This window comes from Glaciihabitans sp. INWT7, assembly GCF_014217685.1.
Classification (GTDB): Bacteria; Actinomycetota; Actinomycetes; order Actinomycetales; family Microbacteriaceae; genus Lacisediminihabitans.
Genome location: NZ_CP043653.1, coordinates 325,760 through 340,853 on the forward strand (window position 1 = coordinate 325,760; position 15,094 = coordinate 340,853).

16 protein-coding genes are annotated in these 15,094 nt (G+C 67.3%); 11 read left to right on the plus strand and 5 right to left on the minus strand.

Annotated features, from left to right (window positions below):
* The first annotated feature begins 115 nt into the window (after positions 1 to 115).
* From nusG to F1C58_RS01690, 4 genes are all read left to right on the plus strand, one after another.
* Positions 116 to 1,165: a transcription termination/antitermination protein NusG gene (gene nusG, locus F1C58_RS01675; protein ID WP_185203933.1), complete on the plus strand. Its 1,050-nt coding sequence runs from the start codon at positions 116 to 118 to the stop codon at positions 1,163 to 1,165.
* A 149-nt stretch (positions 1,166 to 1,314) separates the two neighbouring features.
* On the plus strand, positions 1,315 to 1,746 hold the full coding sequence (rplK, locus tag F1C58_RS01680) for a 50S ribosomal protein L11 (RefSeq protein WP_185202312.1): 432 nt from the start codon (positions 1,315 to 1,317) through the stop codon (positions 1,744 to 1,746).
* Positions 1,746 to 2,435, plus strand: a complete 690-nt coding sequence (rplA, locus tag F1C58_RS01685; protein WP_185202313.1) for a 50S ribosomal protein L1 — start codon at positions 1,746 to 1,748, stop codon at positions 2,433 to 2,435. Before rplK ends, rplA begins: the two co-directional genes overlap by 1 nt.
* 100 nt (positions 2,436 to 2,535) lie before the next feature.
* The gene (locus F1C58_RS01690) at positions 2,536 to 3,060 is read left to right on the plus strand and encodes a GNAT family N-acetyltransferase (RefSeq protein ID WP_185202314.1); all 525 of its coding nucleotides are present in this window, start codon (positions 2,536 to 2,538) and stop codon (positions 3,058 to 3,060) included.
* On the opposite strand, the gene F1C58_RS01695 is transcribed toward F1C58_RS01690, so the two are convergent.
* Positions 3,057 to 4,016: an NADP-dependent oxidoreductase gene (locus tag F1C58_RS01695; protein WP_185203934.1), complete on the minus strand. Its 960-nt coding sequence runs from the start codon at positions 4,014 to 4,016 to the stop codon at positions 3,057 to 3,059. The two genes, F1C58_RS01690 and F1C58_RS01695, sit on opposite strands and share 4 nt — an antisense overlap.
* Before the next feature lie 106 nt (positions 4,017 to 4,122).
* On the opposite strand from F1C58_RS01695, the gene F1C58_RS01700 reads away from it, so the two are divergent.
* A complete protein-coding gene (locus F1C58_RS01700; RefSeq protein ID WP_255461205.1) occupies positions 4,123 to 4,806 on the plus strand; it encodes a DUF998 domain-containing protein in 684 nt (227 codons plus the stop codon).
* Here F1C58_RS01700 and F1C58_RS01705 read toward each other — a convergent pair.
* Together F1C58_RS01705 and F1C58_RS01710 are read right to left on the minus strand one after the other, a co-directional pair.
* Complete coding sequence (locus tag F1C58_RS01705; RefSeq protein WP_185203935.1) at positions 4,803 to 5,405, minus strand: YqaJ viral recombinase family protein; 603 nt, start codon at positions 5,403 to 5,405, stop codon at positions 4,803 to 4,805. The genes F1C58_RS01700 and F1C58_RS01705 overlap by 4 nt on opposite strands.
* Before the next feature lie 193 nt (positions 5,406 to 5,598).
* Positions 5,599 to 6,795 carry an ROK family protein gene (locus F1C58_RS01710; protein ID WP_185202316.1) on the minus strand — a complete coding sequence of 399 codons (1,197 nt, stop codon included), beginning with the start codon at positions 6,793 to 6,795 and terminating at the stop codon, positions 5,599 to 5,601.
* Positions 6,796 to 6,956: 161 nt separating this feature from the next.
* Between F1C58_RS01710 and F1C58_RS01715 the strand changes: the two genes are divergently transcribed.
* Genes F1C58_RS01715 through F1C58_RS01730 form a run of 4 tightly spaced genes read left to right on the plus strand, consistent with a single transcriptional unit; the run spans position 6,957 to position 11,011 of the window.
* Entirely contained in the window at positions 6,957 to 7,724 is a 768-nt protein-coding gene (locus F1C58_RS01715; RefSeq protein ID WP_370543679.1) for a sugar phosphate isomerase/epimerase family protein, read from the plus strand.
* Entirely contained in the window at positions 7,721 to 8,821 is a 1,101-nt protein-coding gene (locus F1C58_RS01720; RefSeq protein ID WP_185202317.1) for a Gfo/Idh/MocA family protein, read from the plus strand. The genes F1C58_RS01715 and F1C58_RS01720 overlap by 4 nt, the downstream gene beginning before the upstream one ends.
* A 10-nt stretch (positions 8,822 to 8,831) precedes the next feature.
* Positions 8,832 to 9,998: a Gfo/Idh/MocA family protein gene (locus F1C58_RS01725; RefSeq protein WP_255461206.1), complete on the plus strand. Its 1,167-nt coding sequence runs from the start codon at positions 8,832 to 8,834 to the stop codon at positions 9,996 to 9,998.
* Positions 9,995 to 11,011 (plus strand): sugar phosphate isomerase/epimerase, encoded by a 1,017-nt coding sequence (locus tag F1C58_RS01730; protein ID WP_185202318.1) that lies wholly within the window; start codon positions 9,995 to 9,997, stop codon positions 11,009 to 11,011. The genes F1C58_RS01725 and F1C58_RS01730 overlap by 4 nt, the downstream gene beginning before the upstream one ends.
* Here the strand turns inward: F1C58_RS01730 and F1C58_RS01735 are convergent.
* Positions 11,008 to 11,673, minus strand: coding sequence for a DUF5666 domain-containing protein (locus F1C58_RS01735; protein ID WP_185202319.1), 666 nt, complete (start codon positions 11,671 to 11,673; stop codon positions 11,008 to 11,010). The genes F1C58_RS01730 and F1C58_RS01735 overlap by 4 nt on opposite strands.
* 187 nt (positions 11,674 to 11,860) lie before the next feature.
* Positions 11,861 to 12,640 carry an alpha/beta fold hydrolase gene (locus F1C58_RS01740; protein WP_185202320.1) on the minus strand — a complete coding sequence of 260 codons (780 nt, stop codon included), beginning with the start codon at positions 12,638 to 12,640 and terminating at the stop codon, positions 11,861 to 11,863.
* Between the two features lie 149 nt (positions 12,641 to 12,789).
* Between F1C58_RS01740 and F1C58_RS01745 the strand changes: the two genes are divergently transcribed.
* Both F1C58_RS01745 and F1C58_RS01750 read left to right on the plus strand, forming a co-directional pair.
* Complete coding sequence (locus F1C58_RS01745) at positions 12,790 to 13,545, plus strand: response regulator transcription factor (RefSeq protein WP_185202321.1); 756 nt, start codon at positions 12,790 to 12,792, stop codon at positions 13,543 to 13,545.
* Positions 13,542 to 15,077 carry a cell wall metabolism sensor histidine kinase WalK gene (locus tag F1C58_RS01750; protein ID WP_219732015.1) on the plus strand — a complete coding sequence of 512 codons (1,536 nt, stop codon included), beginning with the start codon at positions 13,542 to 13,544 and terminating at the stop codon, positions 15,075 to 15,077. Before F1C58_RS01745 ends, F1C58_RS01750 begins: the two co-directional genes overlap by 4 nt.
* Positions 15,078 to 15,094: the final 17 nt, after the last annotated feature.

Genomic DNA, 15,094 nt, shown 5'->3' on the forward strand with positions numbered 1-15,094 from the left:
ATTCGGGTCGCGAGACCGGAATGCACGATCTGATCTGGGGGAGCACCGGCTCCCGAACCGGCGGCGGCACGCGATGTGCCACATTCGCCCAAAAAAATATGGAATGAGATTCACAGTGTCTGGAACAAACCGCGACGACATCGACCTCGCGACTGCCGCCGAGCAGTCCTCGGAGGAGGACGAAGCGCAGGAAGGCAACGAGCTGGCCGCGGATGAAGCATCCGACGAGCCGGCCGAGAGCCGTGCCATCCACCTGGTCGATGACACCGACGAAGACGACACCGACAGCGATGTCGAGGCCGACCTCGACGCCGCCCTCGACGCGGTAGCGCTCGCGGTGGACCCCGAAGCGGACGCCGTCGTGGCCGACGCCCTAGAGGTCGACGACGCCGACGAGGCCGAGGCCGCCGTGGAGGCGACCGAGGACGAGGTCGGATTCGTGGAGGGTGAGACCGAAGAGGTCGTGCCGTTCGACGACGCGTTCGAGGCGGAGATCGAGTCCGAGCTCGCCGAGCAGTCGAGTGTCGACGAGGCCGAGGAAGAGACCGAGGTCGACCCCTACGACGAGTTCCGCAAGGAGCTCAAGGCCGCGTACGGCAAGTGGTACGTCATCCACTCCTACGCCGGATTCGAGAAGCGGGTCAAGCAGAACATCGAGAACCGCAAGGTCTCGATGGCCATGGAGGACTTCGTCTTCCAAGTCGAGGTTCCGATGGAAGACGTCGTCGAGATCAAGAACGGGCAGCGCAAGCTGGTCACTCGCGTGCGCATCCCCGGCTACGTGCTGGTGCGCATGGACCTCAACGAGGACAGCTGGTCGGTCGTGCGTCACACTCCCGGTGTCACCGGGTTCGTCGGCAACTCGCACAACCCCACGCCGCTGCGTTTCGAAGAGGCCTTCAACATGCTGAAGAGCCTCGTGCAGATCGTCGAAGCTCCGGTCAAGGCCGGCGTCAAGGGCGGCAAGGCCGTTGGCCGCTCCATCCCCCAGGAAGTCGACTTCGAAATCGGCGAGACGATCACCATCAAGGAGGGTTCGTTCGCGGGCCTTCCCGGGTCGATCAACGAGATCAAGGCGGAGAGCGGCAAGCTCATCGTGCTCGTCTCCCTGTTCGAGCGCGAGACCCCGGTGGAACTCAGCTTCGACCAGGTCACCAAGCTCTAGTAAGATCAACCGGTCGCGAGAGCGACCACCGGCTGTCGAGCCGGGCGTTCTGTCGCCCGCATCGACACCGACCAAGACCACCGCATTCGGGATCTACCCGGATGTCGGGAGCGCCATCCATCCGGATGGCACGAAGAGAAGGAAAAACAATGGCACCGAAAAAGAAGGTCACGGGTCTGATCAAGCTTCAGATCCAGGCCGGCGCCGCCAACCCCGCACCGCCCATCGGGCCTGCGCTGGGTCAGCACGGCGTTAACATCATGGAGTTCTGCAAGGCGTACAACGCCGCGACCGAGTCGCAGCGCGGCAACGTCATCCCGGTCGAGATCACCGTCTACGAGGACCGTTCGTTCACGTTCATCCTCAAGACCCCGCCGGCCGCCGAGCTCATCAAGAAGGCCGCCGGAGTCGCCAAGGGATCCGGCACCCCGCACACCACCAAGGTGGGACGCCTGTCGAAGGACCAGCTCCGCTCGATCGCCGAGCAGAAGATGGTCGACCTCAACGCCAACGACGTTGCAGCGGCAGAGAAGATCATCGCGGGCACCGCCCGCTCTATGGGAATCACGGTGGACGCATAATGGCTACGAAATCCAAGGCCTACCGCGCCGCAGCCGAGAAGATGGAAGAGGGCAAGTTCTACACGCCCAACGAGGCCGTCGGAATCGCCCGCGAGACCGGTTCGAAGAACTTCAACTCCACAGTCGAGGTCGCCCTCAAGCTCGGAGTAGACCCCCGCAAGGCGGACCAGATGGTTCGCGGAACGGTGATCCTCCCGCACGGAACCGGCAAGACCGCCCGCGTCATCGTGTTCGCAACCGGACCGGCCGCTGACGCCGCGATCGCTGCGGGCGCCGACGAGGTCGGTGGCGACGAGCTCATCGAGAAGGTGGCCGCCGGCTACACCTCGTTCGACTCCGCCGTCTCCACCCCGGAGCTCATGGGCAAGGTCGGTCGTCTCGGAAAGGTGCTCGGCCCGCGTGGCCTCATGCCCAACCCGAAGACCGGCACCGTGACCACGGATGTGGCGAAGGCCGTCTCCGAGATCAAGGGCGGAAAGATCGAGTTCCGCGTCGACAAGCACTCCAACGTGCACTTCATCGTGGGCAAGGCGGCTTTCCCCGCCGAGCAGCTCGAGGAGAACATCAAGGCGGCGCTCGACGAGATCGTGCGCTCGAAGCCCAGCTCCGCGAAGGGCCGCTACATCCAGAAGGGCACTGTCACGACCACCTTCGGTCCGGGCATCCCGCTGGACGTCAACGTCCTTTAGAAGCACCAGCACTGTCGGAAAGGGGACCACTTCGGTGGTTCCCTTTCTGCGTTCGCGGCACCCGCTGCGAGCGACGGTTACAGACAGTCGAGGAGAGCGGATGATCGTGCGCAGGGCCGAATCCGGCGAGGGACAGCTGCTGCACGAGCTGGCCGCCGTCACCTTCGGGCTCGCTTGCCCACCGGGCACCACCGAGCTCGAGATCAGCGAACACGTCGCCCGGCATCTTTCCACGGAGCGTTTCGAGGAATGGCTCGCCGACCCCGACCGGGAGGTGCTCGTCGCTCTCTCCGATTCCGGCTTCACCGGTTACACGGTGCTCGTGTTCGGCGCACCGACGGATGCGGATGTCGCGGCCGTGGTCACCGCTCGCCCGACGGCCGAGCTGAGCAAGTGCTACGTGCTCGCCGGCGAGCACGGCAGTGGTGTGGCATCCGAGCTGATGTCCGCAACGATCGAGGTCGCGCGACTGCGCGGGTCGGCGACGATCTGGCTTGGCGTGAACGACAAGAACGACCGGGCGAACCGCTTCTACGGCAAGCACGGATTCGCACGGGTCGGCTCCAAGCGCTTCGCGCTCGGTGACCGGTTCGAAGACGACTACGTGCGGGAGCTCACGCTCTAACCGAGCTCCGACACGCTCAGGACGATCTTGCCGCGGGTGCGGCCGGTCTCGATGGCGGTGTGGGCTTCGGCGACATGCTCTAGGTCGAAGACGTGGTCGACGGTCACGTGCACATCTCCGGAGTCGAGCAGCCGCCCGATGATGGCGAGAGTGGAGCCGTCCGGGGAGGTCTTGTAGGTCGTCGCGCGCACGCCCGCGGCCGCGGCATCCTCCATCAGGGTCGGCCAGCTCCCACTCGGGGCATTCACGAGCAGACCCCCCGAGCGCAGCACCGACAGGGACCGTGTGCCGGTGTCATCCTGCACATTGCCGATGAGGTCGATGACCACATCGACGCGACTGACGACGTCTTCGAAGCGAGTCGTGTTGTGGTCGACCACCTCCGCCGCCCCGAGTTCCCGCAGCCAGCTCTCATTGCGGGCAGAGCCGGTGGCGATCACATGGGCGCCGAAGTAGGCGGCGAACTGCACCGCGAAGTGTCCGACGCCACCGGATGCCGCGTGGATGAGCACTCGCTGGGCCTCGTGCGCCTTCGCGACATCCACCACCATTCCCCAGGCGGTGAGGGCGGCGAGCGGCACTCCGGCGGCCTCGACATGGGTGAGGCGAGCCGGCTTACGGGCGATGCTCATTGTGGGCACGCTGGCGTATTCCGCGTAGGTGCCCGCAAGCCGCGGCACGGCGACCATGCCGAAGACCTCATCGCCGGGTTTGAACGGGCAGCTCTCGTAGGGGCTCTCCACGATGATCCCGCTGAAATCGGCTCCGAGCACGACGGGGAAGTTCGCAATCGCCGCAGAAGATCCCGCGCCGGAGCGCGTCTTCGCATCGATCGGGTTCACCCCCGCGGCGATGATCTTCACCACGACCTCGGCGCTCACCTTCGTCGGCATCGGAAGGTCGGCCGGAGTGAACACCTCAGGTCCCCCTGTGGCCGCGATCACCATCGCTCGCATCGTGGTCATGCACCCAGTCAAGTCGCACAATGATTCGCCGGTGTTACAACGGTGTCAACTGGATGCAAACTATGCCAGGCCGTAGCATTCAAGAATGATCGCGTCGATGCCTCCCTATCGACGGTCTCTCGAGTCCGGCGGAGCCATTCTCGGGTCGGTATTCGTGCTCGCGGCGCTCGTGATCATCTGGATCGCACGGCTGTCGCAGGGGCGCGATCTCTATGTGAGCGAACTCGGTGCGGCCGGCCAGCCGACGGCCCACTGGTTCGAGGGCGCGCTCCTGCTCATCGTCGCGGGCGGAAGCCTCATCGCATATTCCGTTCGCGGCATCCGATCACGGTTCGCCGTGCTGGCCTTCTGGGCTCCCGCGGTGTCGCTCTGGATCGGGTGTGGCTTCTTCTTGATCGCCTCGCAGGTCACCTGCACCAGCGGATGTCCGTTGCCGGTCGGTGCGAGCTTCACCTGGCAGGACTTCATCCACACCGTCGTCGCGGTGCTCGCCTTCGCGGCGGCGTGCCTCGGCATGCTGCAGGTCTCCTTCGCGGCCGGGCACCGTTCGCTCGCCCGCTTCTCCCTCGCGGCCGGGATCGCCGTCGCGGTGATCGCGGGGGCCGGGGGCATCCTCTCGCTCGCGCAATTTCAGGCCGACTTCGGCAGCAGGCTCGAACTCGCGGCGACCACGATCGCCCTCGGCTGGCTGCTGGTCCTCGGGCTGATGACCGCGTTGAGTCCCGCACCGTCGAGGGCCCCGACAATCGTCGACCTCGAGGACTCGCTGTCGGTCGGCTAACGCGACCGGTCGGCTACCAGGCGCAGCACCTGGTCCGCGAGGTGCACGAGCAGGTGGATCTGGCTCTCGTCGCGATCGATCCAGCGGCATTCCGGCTCGGCATTGGTCGGAACGAAGTCGTCGTGCTGCTCCCAGACGAGGAGTGTCCGTTCCGCCCCGAGCACGTATTGCTGCCACCAGACCTGCCGCAGGTACGAGCGAGGGATCGATCGCCATGCCGAACTCGTCGTCTTGATCTCGGCGAGTTCCAGGTGCCCGGATGTTGCGACCGCGAGCCCGTCGGGGGTGGCGAGGTGTGCCGGTTGACCGGCGGCATGAAACAGGGCGTCGCTGGAGACGATGCCGTAGTGCCGTTCGACCCAGCGGGCGATCTCCGGCTCCCGCGCCCGACCGTGATCCGTGAAGACGTTGCCGCCGAAGCCGCTTCCGTTGATCTTGTCGAAGGCGACTGCCTGCACCGACGCGGTGCCCGAAAGCCGGGCGACGTCCGTCGCGGTGATGCCCCGGCTGCGGGCCCGGAGCCAGGCGACGCGGTCGGCCGCCCGCGCGACGATGCGGTCGCGGTGATCCGGAGCCGGCTCATCCCAGAGGGAGAGCATGGGCTGGATGACGGTCACCCCACCATTGTCCCCCGCGGCACCGTCCGTCGCCCCCGCCGCGCCCCGTCCCCGCCCACTCGCCTCGCATAACTCCTGCACTGTGCGGCAGCCGGGCGAAGGCTTCCCGCGTTTTCGGGGTCTGCACCACCTCTTCGTCACAACTGCAGGAGTTATGCAGGGGGCGAGGGGACGGTCAGGCGCGGAGGGCGAGCGCGCTCTCGATGGACTCCGGTGAGAGCACGTGCTGCGAGACCAGCATCGACGCGCCGAGGATGCCCGCGTCGTCGGCCGAACGGGCGAGTGAGATGGTGAGATGCGCCGTCGCCAAGGGGAGGGAACGGTTGTAGACGACCTCCCGCACGCCCGCGAGCAGGTGATCACCCGCGCTCGCCAGTGATCCGCCGAGCACGATGACCGAAGGATTGAGCAGGCTCACACAGGTGGCGAGCACCTCCCCGAGGTCCCGGCCGGCCTGGCGCAGGGCGGCGACGGCCGCGGGGTTGCCGTGCTCCGCGAGGTCCACGAGCTCCCCGGCGCGCACGTCGCTTCCGTGGGAGGCGAGCGCTGCCGCAATCGCGGGGGCTCCCGCGAGGGCCTCGAGGCATCCGATGTTGCCGCAGCGGCAGAGCACGTCGGCTCCGCGGGCCACCCGCACGTGACCGAGGTCGCCCGCGCTGCCCATCGCACCGCGCTGCAGCTGGCCGTTGCCGATGATGCCGGCCCCGATTCCCGTCGATGCCTTCACGAAGAGAAGGTTGTCCTGGTCCGGCCAGTGGGTGCGTTGTTCCCCGAGGGCCATGATGTTGACGTCGTTGTCCACGAGCACCGGAACGTCGAAGGCGCGTCGCACATAGCCGGGCACGTCGAAGTCGTGCCAGCCGGGCATGATGGGGGGATTGGCTGGTCGGCCGGTCGTGTGGTCGACCGGCCCGGGGAGCCCGATGCCGACGCCGCTCAACTCACCAGTGCGGGTGCCGAGGGAGTCGAGCAGCTGACGAGCGTGGTCGATGACGAGGTCGAGCACCGGCTTCGGGCCCTCTCCGATGGCGATCTCGGCCCGAAGGCTCGCGAGCACGGTGCCGGCGAGATCCGTCACCGCTATCACGCTGTGCGAGGCGCCGAGGTCGACGGCGAGCACCGTTCGGGCCGCCGGGTTGAAAGCGAAACGGGAAGGCGGACGGCCACCGGATGAGGCGCCCCCGCCGACCGCGGTCACGAAGCCAGACGCCATCAGGGCGTCGACCCGCACCGCCACCGTGGAGCGGGCGAGACCGGTGAGGGCGGCGAGTTCCGCTCGGGTGCGTGGCACCCCGTCGAGCAGCAACTGGAAGAGGTCACCGGAACGCGCAGAGCCCGGCGCCGGCACGGCGGGCACGCTCAGGAGGACCATGTCCTATTGATAGCAGTTGTACTTCGTGCTGTCACGCCAGCAATAGAAGTCGAAGGACGCATCACTTTTGATTGACTATCGACAGAAGTGGGCATATTTTGTTGGGAGTGCGTTCCGAACGCCGCCGATACAAGCATCGCCGCTCGATCCGAGGAGAACCAGTGCCAACGACGCCCCCGCTTTCACTCCAGCTCTACACCGTGCGAAAAGAACTCGATGCGGACTTCGCCGGCACGATGCAGCGGATCGCAGACATCGGGTTCACCCGTGTCGAGCCTTATGACTTCCTCGCGAGAGCCGACGCCCTCGCTGCCGGTCTCGCCGCTACCGGCCTCTCCGCGCCGAGCGCCCACTTCCGCTTCCTCGACGCCGAGAGTCTTGGCGGCGCCAGCCTCGACGACGTGTTCTCCACGGCCGCCCGCCTCGGCATCCCGACGGTGATCGACCCCTTCGTCGACCCCGCGAAATGGCTCTCGGCTGCCGACATCCACCGCACAGCGGATGCCCTCAACGCCGCCGCGGAGGTGGCCGTAAAGCACGGCATCCGCATCGGCTATCACAACCACTGGTTCGAGCTGGAGTCCGTGATCGACGGCGACACCGGCCTCGAGATCCTCAGCTCGGGACTCGACCCGGCCGTCATCCTCGAACTCGACACGTACTGGGCCGCCGCCGGCGGGCAGGATGTGGTGGCGCTTCTCGGTCGCCTCGGCGACCGGGTGCGGCTGCTGCATGTGAAGGATGGCCCGATCGAGCCTGACCCCGCCACCCAGCTGGCGGTGGGCGCGGGCAATATGCCGGTGTGGGAGATCATCGCCGCCGCCACCAGCCTCGAGGTCGCCGTCGTCGAGCTCGACGCCTTCGCCGGCGACATGTTCGAAGCGGTCACCGACAGCTTCGCCTACCTCAACGCGGGAGTGAGCGCATGAGCGGCCCGATCGGCGTCGGCCTCATCGGCGCCGGGACCATCAGCAAGCAATACCTCCAGAACCTCACCACCTTTCCCGACATCGTCGTGCACTCGATCGGCGACGTCTACGAGCCCGTGGCCAAGGAACGGGCTGCGGAGTTCGGCATCGAGACCTCCGGCGGAGTCGAGGCGACGCTGGGGCATCCCGATGTCGAGATCGTCATCAACCTGACGATCCCCGCCGCTCACGTGGAGGTCGCTCTCGCAGCCGTCGCCGCCGCCAAGCACGTGTGGAGCGAGAAACCCTTCTCACTCGACCGCGCGAGCGGTCTCTCTCTGCTCGCCGCGGCGGACAAGGCAGGTGTGCGCCTCGGTTCCGCGCCGGACACCTTCCTCGGTGCGGGGCTGCAGACCGCTCGCCGCATGATCGAGCGAGGAGACATCGGGGTGCCGCTCACCGCGCTGACGCTCATGCAGTCGCCCGGGCCGGAGTCGTGGCATCCGAACCCCGCATTCCTGTTCCAGGAGGGGGCCGGGCCGCTCTTCGATATCGGTCCGTACTACCTCACGACCCTCATGCAGACCTTCGGATCGGTGAGCCGCGTCGCCGCGCTCGGTTCGAAGTCGAGAGACACCCGGGTCATCGGCTCTGGTGCCAAGGCCGGCGAGCGATTCGACGTGACCGTTCCTTCGCACGTGAGCGCCATCGCGGAGTTCGAGGGCGGCCAGTCGTCGCAGAGCATCTTCAGTTTCGACTCCCCGATGGACCGGCACGGCTTCGTCGAGGTGACCGGTACCGAGGGCACCATGTCGTTCCCCGACCCGAACAACTTCGACGGGGAGATCCGCGTGAAACATGCCGGCGAGGCGGAGTGGACCTCCTACCCCGCTGTCGGTTCGACGAGTTCTCGGGGCTCCGGTGTGCTCGAAATGGGGCGTGCCATCCGCGCGGGTCGGCCGCATCGCGCGACCGGCGAACTCGCGTACCACGTGCTCGACACCATGGTCTCCATCAGCGAGTCGATCGACCGCCACAGCTTCGTGGAGGTGGCGAGTTCGGTCGCCGCAGCACCCGCCCTTCCGGAGGACTGGGATCCGACGGCGGCGACGCTGTAGGGCTGCCCTGATGACCACCCCCGCTCGGCCACTGGGCGTCGCGATGATCGGCTACGCCTTCATGGGGCGCGCCCACTCCCACGCGTGGGCGACCGTGGCGAGCTTTTTCGAGGTTCCCGCTTTCGAGCGGCGAGTGCTCGTGGGCCGGGATGCCGCCGGAGTCGCGGCTGCGGCATCCGCATTCGGCTGGTCGGAGTCCGCGACCGACTGGCGCGAAGTGATCGCGAGGCCGGACGTCGACATCGTGGACATCTGCACGCCGGGACACCTCCACGCCGAGATCGCCACCGCTGCGCTCGCCGCCGGTAAGCATGTGCTGGTCGAGAAGCCGCTCGCCAACACCCTGGCGGAGGCCGAGGCGATGGAAGATGCCGCGGCGAGGGCTTCGGTCGCCGGTGTGGTGTCGATGGTCGGCTTCAACTACCGGCGCATCCCCGCGCTCGCGCTCGCGCGCAAGATCGTCGCCGACGGCCGGCTCGGTGCGATCCGCCAGGTGCGCGCCTCCTACCTCCAGGACTGGCTCGTGGATGCCTCGGCCCCCATGAGCTGGCGGCTGCGCCGGGAGACCGCCGGCTCCGGCGCTCTCGGCGACCTCGCTTCGCATGCCGTCGACCAGCTCCAGTTCCTGCTCGGGGAGCTGGTGACCGAAGTATCCGCGCGTACTCACACCTTTGTGACCGATCGACCGGGCGAGCTCGGCCCCGAGCCGGTGACCGTTGACGACGCGGTCTGGGCGAACCTGAGCTTCGGCGCCGGCGCTCGCGGGAGTCTCGAGGTGTCACGGGTGGCCACCGGGCGCAAGAACGCCCTCTCGATCGAGCTGTTCGGGTCGACCGGCGCGCTGCGATTCGACCTCGAGGAGCTCAACGAGCTGTGGTTTCTCGACGCCACGGAGCCCATCGAGACCCAGGGCTTTCGCCGCATCCTCGTGACCGAGCCTGAGCATCCCTACCTTGCGGCCTGGTGGCCGCAGGGCCACATGCTCGGCTGGGAGCATTCCTTCGTGCACGAGGTGCGCGACCTGCTGCTCGCCGTCGAATCCGGCGGGGCGGGGAGTCCCTCGTTCGCCGAGGGACTCGCCGTGCAACGCGTTCTCAGCGCGATCGAAACCAGCGCCGCCGCGCACGGAACCAGTGTGACCCTCGTCGAATCCCCGCTTGTGAAGGAGCAGCAATGACCGCCTCGACCCACCCCGTGACCCTTTTCACCGGCCAGTGGGCCGACCTCACCCTCGAGGAGGTGGCGCGGCTCGCGTCGGGCTGGGGCTACGACGGGCTCGAGATCGCGGCATCCGGAGAGCACCTCGACATCGCGCGTGCCGCCGAAGACGACGCGTATCTGCAGGGTCGCCTCGATATCCTCGATCGCTACGGCCTGAAAGCCTGGGCGATCTCCAACCATCTCACGGGCCAGGCCGTGTGTGACGATCCGATCGATTTCCGTCACCAGGCGATCATCCGTCCCGCGGTCTGGGGCGACGGCGATGCCGAAGGGGTACGCCAACGCGCCGCGGAGGAGTTGAAACTCACCGCCGTCGTGGCGCGAAAGATGGGGATCGACACTGTCGTCGGGTTCACCGGATCGAAGATCTGGCAGTACGTGGCGATGTTCCCGCCGGTTCCCGCTTCGGCCATCGATGCCGGTTACCAGGACTTCGCCGACCGGTGGAATCCGATCCTCGACGTATTCGACTCGGAGGGCGTGCGGTTCGCGCACGAGGTGCATCCCTCGGAGATCGCTTACGACTACTGGTCGAGCGTGCGTTCGCTCGAAGCCATCGATCATCGAGCGGCCTTCGGCTTCAACTGGGACCCGAGCCACATGATGTGGCAGGGCATCGATCCGGTCTCGTTCATCACCGAGTTCGCGGACCGGATCTATCACGTCGACTGCAAAGACACCCGGCTGCGCACACCCAACGGGCGCTACGGAATCCTGGGGTCACACCTGCCCTGGGGCGATCCGCATCGCGGCTGGGACTTCGTCTCGACCGGACACGGGGATGTGCCGTGGGAGGACTCCTTCCGCGCGCTGCGGTCGATCGGCTACGGCGGGCCCATCTCGGTCGAGTGGGAGGATGCCGGCATGGACCGGCTCCACGGCGCGGCCGAAGCCATCGGTTTCGTGCGCTCTCTGCTCTGGGAGCTGCCGGCGCAGTCCTTCGACGCCGCCTTCAGCAACCAGGGTTAGCCGTTCGCGCCGGGCCTCGGCGCGAACAGTGGGTTCGCACCCTCGGAGATGGATGTCGCGGAGACGCTGCCGCTGCCGTCTCTCGCCCCGCGAACGGTGATCGTCTCGCCCGCCTTGAGGTCGGCGACCGTACTCGTGGCGCTCTTCGTCACCGTGGTCGTGTCGGTGGTCTTCACCGTGACTGTCGACCCGTCGCGCAGTTTCACCGTGACGGTGTCGCCGTCGACCGACTGGATGGTGCCGGCGGTGATGCCACCGAAGCCGCCGGGCCTGGTCGCGTTGCCCTGCTGGCCGGGGCCGCCCGGTGGCCCTCCCTTGCCTCCGTTCTGACCGCCGTTCTGACCGCCGCCCCGAGGTCCGTTCTGCGGCCCCTGACCGTTCTGCAGCTGCCCGCCGGGCCGGTTGAAACCGGCAGCCTGACCCGCACCCGTGTGCTGGCCGATGAGGATGCCGCCGAAGAGGAAGATGACCGCGACGGCGAGAAAAGCCAGAGTGGGGGTGAGCCAGCGCAGCACGCTGCCCCGCGCCGGGGTTGCCACGACGGGAGCCGCGGGGCCGGCGGAGGAGGGGCCGGTCGAAGCCGGAGCGGGCGGCACCGGATTCAACACCTCGGTCGGTTCGGGGCCGGTGGTCTGATCGCTGGATTCGTCAGGGGTGGTCATGGTGTCTTCCTCGCCGTCATGGATACTGCGCGCGGTCGGGCCGGTCATCCAGCGCGTCGGAGCCCGGGCATCGCCGCGGCAGAGAACGCCCTGGTGCGCCAACCGTGACAGCAGAAGCTATGGAATCCATATGGAAAGGCTGGGTGTGCGGCCCCAATCCCGGTGGCGTTCGTCAGACCGGGGTCGGCTAGGCCGCGTCGAGGAATCGCAGGATCTCCCGTGCAAGGCGCGGGTTGCGAGAGGTGCCGAGGTGGCCGGCGCCCGGATACAGGGCGAGGCGTGCGTTCGGCATCCGCCGGGACGCGTGCTCGAAGAGCTCCGCGGAGTAGAAACGATCGCGTTGACCCCCGGCGATGAGCGTGCGCGCCGCGATGGTGTCGAGGCGGGCATCCAGGTCGAAGCCGTCTTCGGCATCCAGGGTGATGAGCAGGTCGAGATCGCCCCGACCGACGACGGAGCGCGGGGCGAGAAGCCCTGCCACCGAGCGAATCGCGTTACCCAGCGGAGAGGCGCCCGTGTTGCCCAGGAACATCGCCGCTGCACGCCGGTCTTGGCCGGCCCGCAGAAGCTCGGCGACCGATCGCTGCGTCGCTCGTCCGTGCTCGCTCAAGCGGTGGGCGGATGACACGAGCACGAGTCGCCTCAGCAGCTCGGGATGATCCGCGGCCAGCTGCAGCGCGATAGTGCCCCCGGTGGAGATTCCCATGATGTCGACAGGCTCGTCGAACAGCGCGCCGATGGTGCGGGCATACTCCGCCGCGATGTCCGCGATCGATGTTCCGGGCTCGAGGTTGTACCGCCGATCGATGCTGACGACGGTGCGGTCTCCGATGAAGCCGGCGATCTCCTCGTGCTTCATCCAGGTGCGGAGCGCGGCCGGTGAACCCGCACGACCGGAAAGCCCGGGCACCACCACGAGCGGCGCCCCGGCGCCCTTGCGCAGTTGCGGCAGCTCTCCTGAAACCATCCTCCAAGGCAAGCACGGAAATATTGCGGCGAGATGACCATCGTGTGTGGATCCGGTAAGAGCGTTCCGACTCGCCCTCACGGGCAGTGTTCAGGCAAGGTTTGGGTGAAACATAGGCAGTTCATAGGAATGTCGCGATAGTAGGGAGTGTGACCTCCAACAACCACAGTTCCGCAGCCCCCACCACCGGCCCGAAGCTCCGCCGGGCGGACGGCTCACCCGTGCGCGTCGTCGTCGTCGACGACGAAGCGACGCTCAGCGACCTGCTCAGCATGGCGCTGCGGTACGAGGGGTGGGACGTGAGGACCGCGGCCGAGGGCCGAACCGCCATCCAGTTGATCCGCGAATTCCAGCCTGATGTCGTCGTGCTCGACGTGATGCTTCCCGACATCGACGGCCTGGCCGTACTCAAGCGACTGCGGGACGACGGCCAAGACACGCCCATCCTCTTCCTCACCGCGAAGGACGCCCTCGACGACCGCATCGCCGGCCTCACCGCCGGTGGTGACGACTATGTGACCAAACCCTTCAGCCTCGAAGAACTCGTCGCCCGGCTGCGCGGGCTCATCCGCCGCTCGTCTGTAGTGGTCGCGGACTCCTCCGATCCGCTGCTGCGCGTCGGCGACCTGGTGCTCGACGAAGAGAGCTACGAGGTACGTCGAGAAGGACGCCTCATCGAACTGACCGCGACCGAATTCGAGTTGCTGCGCTTCCTCATGCGCAACCCCCGACGCGTGATGAGCAAGGCGCAGATCCTCGACCGCGTCTGGAGCTACGACTTCGGAGGCCGCTCGTCGATCGTCGAGATCTACATCTCCTACCTGCGCAAGAAGATCGACGCGGGGGAGGCCCCGATGATCCATACCGTTCGCGGGGTCGGATACATGATCAAGGCCGCCGGATGACGATTCCGTCGATTCGGCTGGCCAGACCCCGGTGGTCGTTGCGCCGGCGTCTCGTCCTCGCCGTCGTCGGACTGCTGGCGATCGTCGCCATCGTCATCGGCTCGATCAGTGTGCTCGCGCTGCAGGGCTTCCTCATGAATCGTCTGGATGACCAGCTCAGTGCGGCCAACGGCCGATCCCAGACAGGGTTCGGTCCACCCGGCAGTCAGCCGGGGGATGCACCGTCTGACCCATTCACCAACCAGCAACTGCAACGGACTTTCGATCGCCAGGCGCCGGAGACCGTCATCGGTATCATCGCTGGCTCCACCGTCGCCGGGGTGAGGAAGGACCAGAGCGGCACCCCGGTGAACCTCAGCACAGCCCAGAGCAAGCCCCTCGCGACCGTCCCCTCGACCGGATTCGCGACCACGGTCAGTCTGGGAAACGGTCTCGGTTCGTATCGGGCGATTGCCGTGGAATACGCCAACGGGGTTCGTGTCGTCACGGCGCTTCCTCTGGGTGAAGTGCAGACGACTCTGCTGCAGCTCGGACTCATCATCGCCATCGTCACCGCGGCCGGGCTCGTGCTCGCCGCATTCCTCGCCCTCTGGATCGTGCGGGTCGCTCTGAGGCCGCTCGAACGGGTCGTCTCCACGGCCACCCGCGTAGCCGAGCTGCCCCTCGACCGCGGAGAGGTCGCCCTCGGGGTGCGGGTGCCCGACCAGGACTCGGATCCGCGAACGGAAGTCGGGCAGGTCGGGGCCGCGATCAACCGCATGCTCGGGCACGTCGCATCCGCCCTCACCGCCCGCCAGGCCAGTGAGAACAAAGTGCGCCAGTTCGTCGCGGATGCCAGCCATGAGCTGCGCACCCCGCTCGCGGCGATCCGCGGCTATGCCGAGCTCACGAGACGGGGCGACTACGACCTTCCCGACGACGTCGTGCATTCGCTCGGGCGGGTCGAGTCGGAGGCTACCCGAATGACTTCTCTGGTCGAAGACCTGCTGTTGCTCGCCCGCCTCGATGAGGGTCGTGACCTCGAGAGCGACCCGCTCGACCTCTCCCGGCTGCTGATCGATGCCGTGAGCGACGCCCATGCCGCGGGCCCGGAACACGGGTGGTCGCTCGAACTGCCGGAGGAGCCAGTCACGATCCACGGTGACGACGCCCGCCTCCACCAGGTGTTCGCCAACATCCTGGCTAATGCCCGCGTCCACACTCCCGCGGGCACGGATGTTGTCACCGCGGTCGCGATCGATGGCACGAACGCCGTGGTGACCGTGACGGATGACGGCCCGGGCATCCCTCCCGACCTGCTGCCTGTGCTGTTCGAGCGCTTCGCGCGTGCCGACAGCTCCCGTTCCCGCGCCGCGGGCAGCACGGGGCTCGGACTGGCGATAGTCGCCGCCGTCGTCGAAGGTCACGGGGGCGCTGTCGAGGTGCAGAGTGAGCCGGGCAGCACCAGCTTCCGGGTCATCCTGCCCATCACGGCGCCGGTCGACCCCCGACCGGAAGTCGTTCCGATTACTGCGGAGCCGGTCGCGCGCTGAGCGTGCCACTGCCAGAA